Source organism: Micromonospora sp. 15K316 (assembly GCF_004348525.1).
GTDB lineage: Bacteria > Actinomycetota > Actinomycetes > Mycobacteriales > Micromonosporaceae > Micromonospora.
Map to the genome: position 1 here is coordinate 1 of NZ_SMKG01000048.1, position 13245 is coordinate 13245.

Consider the following 13245-nt stretch of genomic DNA (forward strand, 5'->3'; position numbering starts at 1 on the left):
GTACGGCTGAAGGTGCGCCCGCACCGCCACCGGACCCACCCCCGGACCGCCGCCGCCGTGCGGGATGCAGAACGTCTTGTGCAGGTTCAGGTGCGACACGTCCGCCCCGAACTTCCCCGGCTTCGCGAACCCGACCAGCGCGTTGAGGTTCGCGCCGTCGACGTACACCTGCCCACCCGCGTCGTGCACCTTCGCGCAGAGCTGCGCGATGCCCGTCTCGTACACCCCGTGCGTCGACGGGTACGTCACCATGATCGCGGCGAGCGTCTCCCGATGCTTGTCGATCTTCGCATCGAGGTCGACCAGGTCGACGTTGCCGTTCTCGTCGCAGGCCACCACGACCACCCGCATCCCGGCCATCACCGCGCTGGCCGCGTTGGTGCCGTGCGCCGACGACGGGATCAGGCACACGTCCCGGTGCCCCTCCCCCCGGGCCCGGTGGTACGCGCGGATCGCCAGCAGCCCCGCCAGCTCACCCTGCGAGCCGGCGTTGGGCTGCACGCTGACCGCGTCGTAGCCGGTCACCTCGGCCAGCCACCCCTCCAGCTGACTGATCATCTCCCGGTAGCCGGTGGTCTGCTCGGCCGGCGCGAACGGGTGGATGTGCGCGAACTCCGCCCAGCTGACCGGCTCCATCTCGGTGGTCGCGTTGAGCTTCATCGTGCACGAGCCCAGCGGGATCATGCCCCGGTCGAGGGCGTAGTCGAAGTCGGCCAGCCGGCGCAGGTAGCGCAGCATCGCCGTCTCCGAGTGGTGGCTGTGGAACACCGGGTGGGTCAGGAACTCCGACGAGCGGCGCAGCGCGACCGGCAACGCGGCGTCGACGTCCCCGTCGACCCCGGCGGCCCCGAACGCCGCCCACACCGCCGCCAGGTGCGCCCCGGTGGTCGTCTCGTCGCAGGAGACACCGACCCGGTCGGCGTCGACCAGCCGCAGGTTCACCCCGCGCTCGGCTGCCGCGGCGACGACCCCGGCGGCGCGCCCCGGAACGGTCGCGGTGACCGTGTCGAAGAACGCGACGTCCGCGACCTCCACCCCGCCGGCGCGCAGGCCGGCCGCGAGCCGCGCCGCCATCTCGTGGGTACGCCGGGCGATGGCCCGCAGCCCGTCCGGGCCGTGGTACACCGCGTACATGCCGGCCATCACGGCGAGCAGCACCTGCGCGGTGCAGATGTTGCTGGTCGCCTTCTCCCGCCGGATGTGCTGCTCACGGGTCTGCAACGCCAGCCGGTACGCCCGGTTGCCGTCCAAGTCCTTCGACACGCCGACCAGCCGGCCCGGCAGCATCCGCTCCAGCCCCGAGCGCACCGCCAGGTAGCCGGCGTGCGGGCCACCGAAGCCCATCGGCACACCGAAGCGCTGCGTGGTGCCGGCGGCGATGTCCGCGCCGATCTCTCCCGGCGCGCGCAGCAGCGTCAACGCCAGCAGGTCCGCGGCCACGGTCACCAGCGCCCCGGCGGCGTGCGCCGCGTCGACCAGGCCCGCGTGGTCCCGCACCGCCCCGGACGCCCCCGGGTACTGCAGGTGCAGGCCGAACATCTCCTCCGGCAGCTCCTCGGTGTCCAGGTCCAGCACCCGCACCTCGATGCCGAGCGGCTCCGCCCGGCTGCCGATCACCGCGATGGTCTGCGGCAGCGCGTCGGCGTCGACCACGTACACGTTGCTCTTGCTCTTCGACGCGCGGCGCGCCAGGGTCATCGCCTCGGCCGCGGCGGTGCCCTCGTCGAGCATCGACGCGTTGCCGGTGGCCAGCCCGGTCAGGTCGGTGACCATGGTCTGGAAGTTCAGCAGCGCCTCCAGCCGGCCCTGGCTGATCTCCGGCTGGTACGGCGTGTACGCGGTGTACCAGGCCGGGTCCTCCAACACGTTACGGCGGATCACACCCGGGGTGTGCGTACCGTGGTAACCCAACCCGATCATCGAGACGGCGACGGTGTTGCGGTCGGCGAGGGCACGCAGCTCGGCGAGCGCCTCCGCCTCGGTCGCCGGGTCCGGCAGGTCCAGGGTGCCGTGCCAGCGGATCACCTCGGGGATCGCCGCGTCCATCAGCTCGTCGATCGAGCTGTAGCCGACGGTCTCCAACATGCGGCGCTCGTCGTCCGGGCCGGGGCCAATGTGACGGGTGGCGAACTCTGCGGTCATGGGCTGCGCTCCCGGGGGGCGAGGTCGAACAGGTCGGCCTCCCCCTCTGTCGCGCCCGGTGCAGCGCTCCACAGTGCCTGCCCACGAGGTCCTTTTGCCTGAGAGGTTCCGGGGAGGATTTGCCCCTTCGGCGCCGCCCGGGTACAGCTGGGCGGTCTCTCCCCCGTGGGTGTTGCCGGCATGGTCAACGCTACCAGCGCGCGGGTTTCCCCCGGATTTCGTACCCCCGTCACGTGATCTTGCCCGGTGGGTCCGGCGCCGCCTCCGGGGCCGCGCGGTGCGCGAACGGTCTCAGCCGGCGGCCACCGGGGTGACCGGCGTCACCGCCGCCCCGGTGGTCCGGTCGGCCAGCGCGGGCAGCACCCGGCCCAGCGGCGCGTCCACCGTCAACGAGGCGTACGGATCCCCGCGGGTCTCCCCCTGGTTGACGATCACCACGGGGATGCCGAGCTTCGCCGCCCGCAGCACGAACCGCCGCCCCGACATCACCGTCAGCGACGAACCCAGCACCAGCAGCAGCCGGGCCTGCTCCACCAGCGCGAAGCAGTGCGCCACCCGCGGCGCGGGCACCGTCTCCCCGAAGAACACCACGTCCGGCTTCAGCGTCCCCGTGCCGCAGAACGTGCAGTCCACCACGTGGAACCCGGCCACCTGCGCGTCGTCGAGCTCCACGTCACCGTCGGGGTTCACCGCGCCGGCCCGCGCCGCGAAGTCCGGGTTCGCCTCCCGCAGCCGCCGGTCCAGCTCCTCCCGGGAGACCCGGTTGCCGCAGTCCAGGCAGACCACCACGTCCAGACGCCCGTGCAACTCCACCACCGCGGGGCTGCCCGCCGCCGTGTGCAACCCGTCGACGTTCTGCGTGATCACCGCGTCGACCAGGCCGGCGTGCTGCAACCGGGCCACCGCCCGGTGCCCGTCGTTCGGCCACGCCCGGGCCATCAGCCGCCACCCCACATGGCTGCGCGCCCAGTAGCGGCGGCGCGCCACCGGATCCCCGGTGAACGTCTGGTAGGTCATCGGGGTGTGCCGGCGGGCCACCCCGCTGGGCCCCCGGTAGTCCGGGATCCCCGACTCGGTCGACAGGCCCGCCCCGCTCAGCACCACGACACCGCCGCCGCTGACCCGCTCGACCAGCGCGTCGATCATCTCCGTCACGTGTCCATGCTGCCTCAGCGTCCGCCGCCGCGCCCACCGACGATAGGTTGGTCGACATGCGCGTCGTCATCGCCGGAGGACACGGGAAGATCGCCCAACTGCTGGAGCGGGAACTCGCCGGACACGGCGACCACGCCGCCGGCCTGATCCGCGACCCCGCCCAATCCGTGGCGCTGGCCGCGGCCGGCGCCCAGCCGATCATCTGCGACCTGGAACACGCGGACGTCACCGAGGTCGCCGGGCACCTCGCCGGCGCCGACGCGGTGGTGTTCGCCGCCGGGGCCGGGCCCGGCAGCGGCGCCGCCCGCAAGGACACCGTCGACCGGGCCGCCGCCGTGCTGCTCGCCGACGCCGCGCAACACGCCGGTGTCCGCCGCTACCTGCTCGTCTCCTCGATGGGCGTGGAGCGTGAGCCGCGGCCCGGCACCGACGAGGTCTTCGCCGCCTACCTGCGGGCCAAGAAGGCCGCCGAGGACGACCTCACCGCCCGCGACCTGGACTGGACGGTGCTGCGACCCGGGCGGCTCACCGACGGGCAGCCCACCGGACGGGTCACCCTGGCCCGGCGGGTGCCGTCCGGCGAGATCACCCGCGCCGACGTCGCAAGCGTCCTGGTCGCGATGCTGCACGCCCCGGCCACCGCCGGGGCGATCCTGGAACTCGTCGGCGGCGACACCCCGATCGCCGACGCCGTCACCGCGCGCTGACCGCCGGCCGCGCCGCTCAGCGCTGGTGGTGGCGCGGCAACGCGGTCTGCTGCGCGCCCGCGGCCACGGCCTGCCCGACCAGCCGGTCGACCGTACGCGCCAACTGCTCACTGCCGTCGTCGAGGTGCCGCGCCGCCGCCTGCATGTGCGAGATCATCATCTCGCCGAAGATCCGCAGGGCCTCCCGGGTGGCCACCGAGTCGTCGAAGCTCGGCCCGGCGGCGCTGCGGTACTCGTGCACCGCCCGCTCCGCCTCCTGCTTCGCCTCCTCCACCGCGGCCTGCATGTAGCTCTCGTACTGGGTACGGGCGTACTCGGCGACCCGGCGCGCGTAGTCGTGCGCCTGCGCGATGATCTGCTCCGCCTCCCGCTGCGCCGCCGAGAGGAGGTTCACCTCCTTCGCCGCCGGCACCGGGGCCGCGGTGTTCTTGCTCGGGATCACCCCGTGCCGGTGCAGCTCCACCCGGTCGTTGAGCCGCTCGTTCTCCGCCCGGAGGTTCGCGATCTGCGCCGACAGCAGGTCGAGCTCGTCGGCGACCTGCATCCGGAACCGGTCCACGTCGGTGTTGTCGTAGCCCCGGCGGGTGAACGACGCCGAGGAGAACTCCCAGCGGCGCACCCGGTCGGCCGTCATCCGCACCTGGACACCGCCGGACACCTGCTGCATCCCGTCGTACCTGCTGATCGGGGTCGCGCTCACCGCACTGACCTTTCGTTCGCGGCCACGGCCGGCACGAGTGCACTGCTCGCGCTCACCGGGCACCTCCGGGGTTGTCAGGTGCGGACGCGTCGAGCGCCGTCCGCCACGCCGGCCCGTACCAGTGCTTGCCGAGCCCCTCGTGATGCAGCTGCCCCACGTGGTAGCCGGCCCGGGTCAACGTCTGCACCGAATGGCCGACCATCTCGTCCGAACCGCACACGTACACGTGCCGGGACCGCCAGTCGCCGTCGGCCAGCGCCCGGTCGGCCGCGTGTACGAACTCACCCGGCCGCTGCGGGTCCGCGCCGACCACGTACGTCACCGTCAACCACGGGAACGAGGCGGCCAGCTTCTCGATCGCGTCGGTGTCGTAGAACTCCAGCCGCGACCGGGCCCCCACGTACAGGTCGACCCGGCGGCCGCCGCCCTCCGCGGCGACCTGCTCGACCATCGCCTTCACCGGCGCCCAGCCGGTGCCGCCGGCCAGCAGCAGCAGGTCGCTCGACCCGGCCGACCGCAACGTCAGCCGATCCCCCACGGGCGAGGCGAGGTGGAGTTGATCACCCACGGCTGACCCGTACACCAGCCGGGACGAGACCACACCGCCTGGCGCGGCCCGTACGTGCAGCTCCAACGTGCCGTCCTGCCGGGGCGCGTTCGCCGGCGAGTAGTACCGCCACGACCGCACCGCCGGGTGCGACACCCCGATCGACTGCCCGGGCGTGAACGGCAGCAGGTACTGCGGACGCAACGTCAGCACCGCCACGTCGAACGCCCGCCGCTCGTGGGCCACGATCTCGGCCACCCACCACGGCGGGGCCACCGCCTCGGCCGCCTGCGCGGCGTCGATCATCACCTGCGACACCAGCCCGTACGCGCCCGCCCAGTCCTGGGCCAGCTCGTCGGTCCACTGCTCGCCCAGGAAATGCTGCAAGGTGGCCAGCAGCGCCTCACCGACGGCCGGGTAGTGCTCGGGGCGTACCGCGAACTTCCGGTGGTCGGCGCCGAGATCCTGCAGGAACCCGACGAGCCGGTCCACCTGGTCCACGTTGGTCACGATGTGCGCCAACGCGGTCACCAGCCGATCCCGCTGACCGGCCATGTTCGTCGGGAACATCTGCCGGGTCTCGGGATGGCCCAGGAACAACGCCGAGTAGAAGTAGAGCGGCACCTGGTCGCCGTGCGCGGCGACCAGGGACCAGCTCTGCTTGAGCCGTGCGACGTCCACGTTCAGGCGCCCGGACGGTTCCCGGTGGCCACCACCTGGTCCTGCACGTCGGCCAGCACCGTGTGCACGTGCGCCAACACGTCCGCCGGTACCCCGAGCTGCGTCAGCGTCTCGGTCAGGTGCGCGCCGACCTTCGCGTAGTGCGCGACCGGGATGTCCAACGGCTGGTGCGCCTCGGCCAGCTCGCGACCGGTGTACTCGTTCGGGCCGCCGAGCACCACGGTCAGCATGAGCGCCAGGTGCCGGCGCTGCCCGGCCATGTCCACGGAGGTGAAGTAGCCGGCCAGATCCGGGTCGGCGAGCACCCGGTCGTAGAACAGCTCGACTGCCGCCTTCACCGAGCTGGCACCGCCGATCCGCTCGTAGTGCGAGACGGGGGTGGTCTCTGACGTAACCGTCACGGTCTTTCCTTCCGAAGTGGAGGGGTGGCGCGAGGGGCAACGGTCCGCCGGGGCGGCAAGCGCCGCCCTCTGGACGACACCCGCACCCGGGCCAACCGCGTCAGGGACCATAGCGCGTCACGCCGCCCCGGTCATGGCCCCCCTATCAAATTCCTGACACTGTCCACCACGAGCAGTGACAAAAACCGGGAGCACATGATCAACTACGGGCCACCGTAGACACACCCTCCGTCACCAGCGGGCGACGGCCGTCCACAACAGAACCCGCCGACAAACCGGCCCCCACAGCCGCTTTACCCCCACTGACCACCGCTGACGACCGCCACCCGATCGCCTGACCAGGATCATCCATCCCGGCACCGCAGGCTCAACCGGCCGTCCGACCAACCCCACCAAACGGCCGACCACCCGACCCCCACCACACCGATCTACACGGAGAGTCACCACGAAAATTGCAACAACCACCGGCGCGTCGCACACACCGAACGTCACACCCACCCGCCAAGCCCCGGCGCGCACGAAAAAGGCGGGTGCGTCACCCGACGCACCCGCCACGCACCACGGCGGCAGAACCCGCTCAGCCCGCCCTACGACGCGCCCGCCGAGCCGCCAACTCGTCACCCACCGAATCCGCCGCCACCACCGGCTCAGCGACCTCCGCCGCCGGCTCCGCCGGCAGATGCGACAGCGAACCCTGGATCTCCTTGAACGCACCACCGATCGCGATACCGAAGACCCCCTGGCCACCCTGCAACAGGTCGACCACCTCCTCCGGGGACCGGCACTCGTACACCGTCGTACCGTCCGAGATCAACGTGATCCCCGCCAGGTCCTCCACACCCCGCGACCGCAAAGCCTCGATCGCCTTACGGATGTTCTGCAACGACACCCCGGCATCCAACAGGCGCTTCACGACCTTCAACACCACCAGGTCGCGGAACGAGTACAACCGCTGCGTACCGGAGCCCGACGCGTCCCGCACACTCGGCACCACCAGACCCGTACGCGCCCAGTAGTCCAACTGCCGGTAACTGATACCCACCGCATGGCAGGCCGTCACACCCCGATAACCCACCGAACCGTCACCGTCCGTCGCCGACCCCGGCGGCGCCACACCCGGCTCGTCCAGTTCCGTACCCGGATCGGAATCCCGCGGCTCGTGCATCCGGACAACCTCCCCGCCCGTGCGGTGCCGCGTCGTTTCCGGGACGCGACCCCTCGACACGGAAACCCTATAGCGACAATCAGGGGTTACCGCGCAGAAAGCGCCGCGACACGCCGCGCAGCCGAATCGAAGATCACCACACGAAGCGTGACGTCACCCACCGTGACGCCACTCAGCCGGCGAACCACAGCAGCCCGCCCACCGCTCAGCCCGCGAAATCCTCCGGACGCACCTGCTCCAGGAACTCGCGGAACTTCTCCACCTCGTCCTCCTGCTCATCCGGGATCACGATCCCCGCCTCGCTGAGGACCTGCTCGGCACAACGAATGGGAGCCCCCACCCGCAACGCCAACGCGATGGAATCGCTCGGCCGGGCCGACACCCGCACCCCGTCCCCGATCAACAGATCAGCGAAGAACACGTTGTCCTTCAGCTCAGTGATCTCCACCGCACGCAACGGCGCCTCCAGCGCCGCCAACACATCCCGCAGAAGATCATGCGTCAACGGTCGAGCGGGCTTCACGCCCTGCTGCTCGTAAGCGATCGCCGTCGCCTCGACCGCGCCGATCCAAATCGGCAGATAGCGGTCCCCCTCGACTTCCCTGAGCAGGACGATCGGCTGGTTACTGGGCAGCTCCACCCGAACCCCGACCACGCTCAGCTCGCGCACCGCCGCCTCCGTGTCGTTGTCACCTACGCCGCACCGCGCCCTTCCCTGCACGGTACACGGACCGCGACACGGCCGTCCCACGCGCTACCCGCACCACGCCCGCGCCAGAAAGGGGTTACCCCAGCAAGCCTACGACACGCTTCCCGAGACAGATCTTTCCGCACACCGCCCCGGCGACCAGCGTCACCGGCCCAACGTCGAACGCAACCCGACCCGCACCAACGCCGCATGCAACTGCTGGGACAACGCCACCAACTCCCGCGCCGTCTCCGCCGCCCGCGCCCGCGCCGCCGGATCACTCTGCCGCACCAACGGCGCCACCAACTGCGCGAACAAACCGACCTCCCGGTCCGCCGCCGTCCGATAACCCCGCAGATGCCGCGGCTCCAAGCCGTACGCCGCCAGACCCGCCACCGCCCCGGCGATGATCAACGCGTCCCCGTCGTACCAACCCGGCGGATCCGACACCACCACACCGAGCCGCTCCAACTCCGCCAACGTCGACTCGTCCAACCCACTACGAGCCAGCAGATCCGACCGGCCGAGCCGCACCTCCGACGACTCGACCGGCTCGTCCGCCTCCCGACCCGGCACCTCACCACCCGGGCCGACCGCCACCAACGTCGGCCGCGACCGACCCGGCGCCGCACCGGTGGCATCCCACTCGGCCAGCTGCTCCCGGATCACCCGCAACGGCAGGTACTGATCCCGCTGCGCGGTCAACACAAACCGCAACCGCGCCACATCGTCCCAGCTGAACTTCCGGTAACCCGCCGCCGTACGCTGCGGCTCGACCAGCCCCTCAGCCTCGAGGAAGCGCAACTTCGAAATCGTGACGTCGGGGAAATCCACCCGCAACTGACCCAGCACCTCACCGATGCTCATCAGCGGCTGGGACCGGGCCGCCCCCGGTGACGTGGAGGCCGCAGGCTCGTTCACCCCCGGCCGGCCTCCTCCTCCGGACGCGGACCGGCGATGAACACCACCCGGAACTTCCCGATCTGCACCTCGTCACCATTGCTCAACGTGGCAGCCTCGACCCGCTCCCGGTTCACGTAGGTGCCGTTCAGGCTTCCCACGTCCCGAACCGTGAACGTCCCACCATCCCGGTGGAACTCCGCGTGCCGCCGCGACACCGTCACGTCGTCGAGGAAGATGTCACTGTCAGGGTGCCGGCCGCTGGTCGTCACATCATGATCCAGCAGGAACCGGGCCCCGGCGTTCGGACCACGACGGACCACCAGCAGCGCCATCCCCGGCGGCAACGAACCGGACATCCGGCTCGGCACCACATCGGTGTCCGGCCCCTCCAGCACTTCGTCGAGCGAACCGAGATTGAGCGTCGAAGTGACGTCGAGCGGGGGGAACTCGTCGTCTGGGCGCGTCATGGGACCACCTCACGGATCTGTTCGGTCGGCGTCGGGTAATGGCGGGTCTGGCCGCCGGGCAGTCGCACACCCGGCGGCTGGCTCCCCGTGCCCGGGAAGGCAATTCCGCAACGCTCAACTATTGGGTTCTCGGTCGACTGGGCGAGCCTAGCCAGCGCCGAAAAGCAGGGCAACCGGACGCGCGGACTCAACAAGCGCACCGGATCAAGCTCACTCAGCTCTCGGTCAACTCGCGGTACGCGCCCGCAGTCAGCAGCCCGTCCACCGCCGTCGGATCATCCGGCGTGATCTCCACCAACCAACCCGCACCATACGGGTCAGTGTTGATCACCTCCGGGGTGTCGCCGAGCGCCTCGTTGCGCGCGGCCACCGTACCGCTCACCGGGGAGTAGATCTCCGACACACTCTTCGTCGACTCGATCTCACCCAGCGACTCACCGGCCGCCACCACCGCCCCCGGATCGGGCAGCTGGACAAACACGATGTCACCCAGCGCGTCCTGCGCGAAGTGCGTGATGCCGACCCGGACCACTCCGGTGCCGTCACCCGCCACCCACTCGTGCTCGGCGGTGTATCGCAGATCCTCAGGAATCACAGACGCGTCCTTCATCCATCGCGCCACGAGCACTCACCCGCGGCGGCCACGCCCGGTCAGGAAACCGGACGGGCGTGTTCCAGCTTGATCGGCGCGTGCAGCGCCGAAACCTCGGCAGCCTCACGATCCTCAACGATCACGTTACCGCCGTCACCCTGGACCGACGCGACCACCCCACCAGGAATGTTCAACGCCGTACGCATCGTCGCCGGATCACCGATCACCGTGATCGTGAACGGACCCGTCAACCGCCGCCCGTCCACCACCAACGAACCGCTCTCCCCGTCCAGGAAGTACGTCGACGCAATGATCCGAACCGACGCCCGATCCCCACCGGAGATCTGCATCGCCTCCCCACCCGCGCCCCGCAACTCCTGCACCGCGTCCAACACCCGCGTCGCGGAGATCGGCTTCGCCCCCGACTCGAAACGCACCGCCAGACCCGGCCCCGTCGCCGGCAACGTGCCCGCCAGGATCCCCAGCTCGTCCGCGCGCCGCGTCGCCTCGTCCAACGCGGCCTGCCGACCCTGCTCACCCGAGCGCAACTGACGCTGACTCTCCTCCAGCCCGGCGATGTCCTGCCGCAACCGGTTCTCCCGAGCGTCCAGATCCGACAGGATCCGCACCAGGTCCTCCTGACGGGTCGCACCCGCCGTCGGATCCGTCGACGTCGTCCGCAACTGCACCACCAGGGTGAACCCCAGCAACGCCAACAACGCGGCGATCATCACACTCGCCGTCGACAGCCGCGACCGCCCCGCAGCCGACGAAACCGCCGCACCGGCGCCCGACGACCCCGCCGCAGCGCCCTCAGCCGGCCGCACCTCGGCCTCGTCCCCCTCCGGCTCCTCCCGCGGAACCAGCGGACTCAACTCGTCCGGATCCGGCGCGTCCGGCCGGGGATCCGGCTCACCAGCCGGCCCCGCCGGACGCTCCGGATCAGCCGGCTTCGGCCAACCCGTACCCGTCTCGGTCTGCTCCTCGCTCATCGCTTAGAACCTACGCCCGGAACAGGTGCCGACGGATCGCCGCCACGTTCCCGAAAATTCGCACCCCGAGCACGACCACCACACCCGTGGACAACTGACCACCCACACCCAGCTGGTCACCCAGGTACACGATCAACGCCGCCACCAACACGTTCGAGATGAACGACACCACGAACTGCTTGTCGTCGAAGATCCGGTCGAGCTTCGCCCGCACCCCACCGAAGACCGCGTCCAACGCGGCCACCACCGCGATCGGCAGGTAGGGCTGCAACGCCGCAGGCACACTGGGGTCGAGCCACACCCCGAGAACCACACCGGCGAGCAACGCCAGCACCGCGATCATCGACCACCTCCGGAGGGGCTGGGAGACGTCCCTGAGCCGGTCGACCCGGGACTGGCGGACCGGTCACCCGACGGCGAGGCGCTCGGGCCGCCCGGTGGCTCCGCGTAGCGTAGCTGCGGCTCAGGAGCGGCCGGCAGAGTGAGGTCGTCGGCCTCGCGGACCCCGAACGACAGGCCCGTCTTCTCGGCCACCTCCCGCATCAACGCGGCGTTGCGGCTCTGCTCGAAGCGACGCTTCATCGACCCCGGCCCGATCGCCGACACCTCGTACGGCCCGGTCACCGGCCGGAAGTCCACCAGGATCGCCTCACCCGCCGAACGGATCGTCGACGTCGCCGTCAACCGCTGCCCGTTGATCGAGACGGCCTCCGCGCCCGCGCTCCACAAAGCGTTCGCCACCCCCTGCAGATCGCTGTAGAGCACCCGCGGCGGACCCGCGCCCGCACCCGTCACCGCGTCCGCGTCCCCGGGCGCGTCCGCCAACCGGACCACCACCCCGTCACCGCGAACCCGGCCCATCCCGGTACCCGCCTCCAGGTCACGCAGCCGCGCCGCGGCCGAACCGCTCAGCGCCGCATCCCGCTGCCGGCCGACCTCCTCCCGCAGCTCGTCGGCGCGCGCCGACAACTCGTCGGTCTCCCGCTCCCGCTCCTTGACCTGCGTCACCAGACCCGAACGCGCCTGGCTGCGCCCCGGCTCGTCCTCCAACGTCTGCCGATAGGCCACCGCCAGCAGGAAACCGAGCACCACCAGCACCACGACGGTCACCGTGCGCGCCGAGCGGCTGTGCCACCTCGACGGCGGGTCGACCCGGCGCCGCGCGGCCGCGGCCGCGTACCCCGGCTCCAACGGATTGCGGAACAGCTCGGTCAGGAAGTCCGGCGCGTACACGCGGGTCGGACGTTCCCGGTCGTCCCGACCGGCGCTCACGCCGCCGCCCCCGCGCCGCGCGCCGCCCGGACCAGCCGGGCGGCCTGGATCACATACATGGCGCCGGCCACCCAATACAGGACCAGGCCCCACCACGCGAGCCCCCAGCCGAGCGCGCCGGCCACGTCGGCGGCCCCGGGCACGGCGCCGGCGAGCAGCAGGGTCGGGAACGCGGCCAGCAGGATGAACGTCGCCGTCTTACCCACGTAGTGCACCGGCGGTGGGCCGTACCCGAAGCGGCGCAGCACGCCCAGCGAACCGAGCAGCAGCAGCTCCCGCGCCAGCAGCGCGGCGGTGAACTGCCACGGCACGACCTCGCGGGCGGTGAACCCGGCCAGCGTGGCGAGGATGTAGAGCCGGTCGGCGAGCGGATCGAGCAGCTCCCCCAGCCGGCTCACCTGGCCCAGCCGCCGCGCCACCCAGCCGTCGACCCAGTCGGTGGTGCCGCCGACGGCGAGGACCACGAGCGCGGCCACGTCGGCGTGGGCACCGAGCAGCAGGTAGAGGAAGACGGGTACGCCGATCAGCCGCAGGAAGCTGATCAGGTTGGGCACGGTGAGCACCCGTCCGGTGGCCGTGCCGCCGGAGGCTTCTGGTTGCCCTGCCTCAGCCGGCCGACGCGACACCGAACCTCCTTAGCGACGCGCCTCGGCGCCCGACCGAGGTCGGGCCTTGCGGAGGACGTACGCGTTGTCGGGCCGGCCACCGCCGGCGCCCTCTGCCGGCCCCGCCGAACGGGGCCTTCGCCTGAAGTCGGCCCGCGATCGATGATCGCGGGCCGAGTGAGTTGCGCTGCCACTATATCGGGCTGCTCGCCCGGTCCGTCCGCCCTG

At 71.3% G+C, this 13245-nt stretch carries 15 protein-coding genes and 1 riboswitch; of the genes, 1 reads left to right on the top strand and 14 read right to left on the bottom strand.

Going from position 1 to position 13245, the window contains the following annotated elements; translation table 11 throughout:
• Both gcvP and E1211_RS12700 read right to left on the bottom strand, forming a co-directional pair.
• Positions 1 to 2142, bottom strand: a 2142-nt coding sequence (gene gcvP, locus E1211_RS12695) for an aminomethyl-transferring glycine dehydrogenase (protein ID WP_132348719.1), incomplete at its 3' end; no start/stop codon positions are given.
• Between the two features lie 76 nt (positions 2143 to 2218).
• Positions 2219 to 2316, bottom strand: a riboswitch (glycine riboswitch).
• A 117-nt stretch (positions 2317 to 2433) separates the two neighbouring features.
• Entirely contained in the window at positions 2434 to 3288 is an 855-nt protein-coding gene (locus E1211_RS12700) for an NAD-dependent protein deacetylase (RefSeq protein WP_132348775.1), read from the bottom strand.
• 65 nt (positions 3289 to 3353) lie between these two features.
• On the opposite strand from E1211_RS12700, the gene E1211_RS12705 reads away from it, so the two are divergent.
• Positions 3354 to 4004, top strand: coding sequence for an NAD(P)H-binding protein (locus tag E1211_RS12705; RefSeq protein WP_132348721.1), 651 nt, complete (start codon positions 3354 to 3356; stop codon positions 4002 to 4004).
• Between the two features lie 16 nt (positions 4005 to 4020).
• On the opposite strand, the gene E1211_RS12710 is transcribed toward E1211_RS12705, so the two are convergent.
• The 12 genes from E1211_RS12710 to E1211_RS12765 all read right to left on the bottom strand — a co-directional run bounded on the left by E1211_RS12710 (position 4021) and on the right by E1211_RS12765 (position 13038).
• Positions 4021 to 4704: a DivIVA domain-containing protein gene (locus E1211_RS12710; protein ID WP_132348723.1), complete on the bottom strand. Its 684-nt coding sequence runs from the start codon at positions 4702 to 4704 to the stop codon at positions 4021 to 4023.
• A gap of 52 nt (positions 4705 to 4756) precedes the next feature.
• Positions 4757 to 5932: a globin domain-containing protein gene (locus E1211_RS12715; RefSeq protein ID WP_132348725.1), complete on the bottom strand. Its 1176-nt coding sequence runs from the start codon at positions 5930 to 5932 to the stop codon at positions 4757 to 4759.
• Between the two features lie 2 nt (positions 5933 to 5934).
• Entirely contained in the window at positions 5935 to 6333 is a 399-nt protein-coding gene (locus tag E1211_RS12720) for a group 1 truncated hemoglobin (RefSeq protein WP_132348727.1), read from the bottom strand.
• Positions 6334 to 6910: 577 nt separating this feature from the next.
• Positions 6911 to 7498: a MerR family transcriptional regulator gene (locus tag E1211_RS12725; RefSeq protein ID WP_132348729.1), complete on the bottom strand. Its 588-nt coding sequence runs from the start codon at positions 7496 to 7498 to the stop codon at positions 6911 to 6913.
• Positions 7499 to 7703: 205 nt separating this feature from the next.
• Entirely contained in the window at positions 7704 to 8168 is a 465-nt protein-coding gene (locus E1211_RS12730) for a bifunctional nuclease family protein (protein ID WP_120676503.1), read from the bottom strand.
• A gap of 183 nt (positions 8169 to 8351) precedes the next feature.
• Positions 8352 to 9053: a MerR family transcriptional regulator gene (locus tag E1211_RS12735; protein WP_207915354.1), complete on the bottom strand. Its 702-nt coding sequence runs from the start codon at positions 9051 to 9053 to the stop codon at positions 8352 to 8354.
• A gap of 50 nt (positions 9054 to 9103) precedes the next feature.
• Complete coding sequence (locus E1211_RS12740; RefSeq protein ID WP_007071101.1) at positions 9104 to 9556, bottom strand: FHA domain-containing protein; 453 nt, start codon at positions 9554 to 9556, stop codon at positions 9104 to 9106.
• A 214-nt stretch (positions 9557 to 9770) separates the two neighbouring features.
• Entirely contained in the window at positions 9771 to 10151 is a 381-nt protein-coding gene (gene gcvH / locus E1211_RS12745) for a glycine cleavage system protein GcvH (protein WP_132348733.1), read from the bottom strand.
• A gap of 56 nt (positions 10152 to 10207) precedes the next feature.
• Positions 10208 to 11140, bottom strand: a complete 933-nt coding sequence (locus E1211_RS12750; RefSeq protein ID WP_132348735.1) for a DUF881 domain-containing protein — start codon at positions 11138 to 11140, stop codon at positions 10208 to 10210.
• A gap of 10 nt (positions 11141 to 11150) precedes the next feature.
• The gene (locus tag E1211_RS12755; protein ID WP_076471715.1) at positions 11151 to 11483 is read right to left on the bottom strand and encodes a small basic family protein; all 333 of its coding nucleotides are present in this window, start codon (positions 11481 to 11483) and stop codon (positions 11151 to 11153) included.
• The gene (locus E1211_RS12760; RefSeq protein WP_132348737.1) at positions 11480 to 12412 is read right to left on the bottom strand and encodes a DUF881 domain-containing protein; all 933 of its coding nucleotides are present in this window, start codon (positions 12410 to 12412) and stop codon (positions 11480 to 11482) included. Before E1211_RS12760 ends, E1211_RS12755 begins: the two co-directional genes overlap by 4 nt.
• A complete protein-coding gene (locus E1211_RS12765) occupies positions 12409 to 13038 on the bottom strand; it encodes a CDP-alcohol phosphatidyltransferase family protein (protein WP_132348739.1) in 630 nt (209 codons plus the stop codon). Before E1211_RS12765 ends, E1211_RS12760 begins: the two co-directional genes overlap by 4 nt.
• Between the last annotated feature and the right edge of the window lie 207 nt (positions 13039 to 13245).

Bases quoted from the DNA above. Each gene is read 5' to 3' on its own strand.
- E1211_RS12740 (WP_007071101.1), bottom strand. From the start codon at position 9,556: ATGACGCGCCCAGACGACGAGTTCCCCCCGCTCGACGTCACTTCGACG.
- E1211_RS12750 (WP_132348735.1), bottom strand. From the start codon at position 11,140: ATGAGCGAGGAGCAGACCGAGACGGGTACGGGTTGGCCGAAGCCGGCT.
- E1211_RS12725 (WP_132348729.1), bottom strand. From the start codon at position 7,498: ATGCACGAGCCGCGGGATTCCGATCCGGGTACGGAACTGGACGAGCCG.
- E1211_RS12755 (WP_076471715.1), bottom strand. From the start codon at position 11,483: ATGATCGCGGTGCTGGCGTTGCTCGCCGGTGTGGTTCTCGGGGTGTGG.
- E1211_RS12705 (WP_132348721.1), top strand. From the start codon at position 3,354: ATGCGCGTCGTCATCGCCGGAGGACACGGGAAGATCGCCCAACTGCTG.
- E1211_RS12700 (WP_132348775.1), bottom strand. From the start codon at position 3,288: ATGATCGACGCGCTGGTCGAGCGGGTCAGCGGCGGCGGTGTCGTGGTG.
- E1211_RS12735 (WP_207915354.1), bottom strand. From the start codon at position 9,053: ATGAGCATCGGTGAGGTGCTGGGTCAGTTGCGGGTGGATTTCCCCGAC.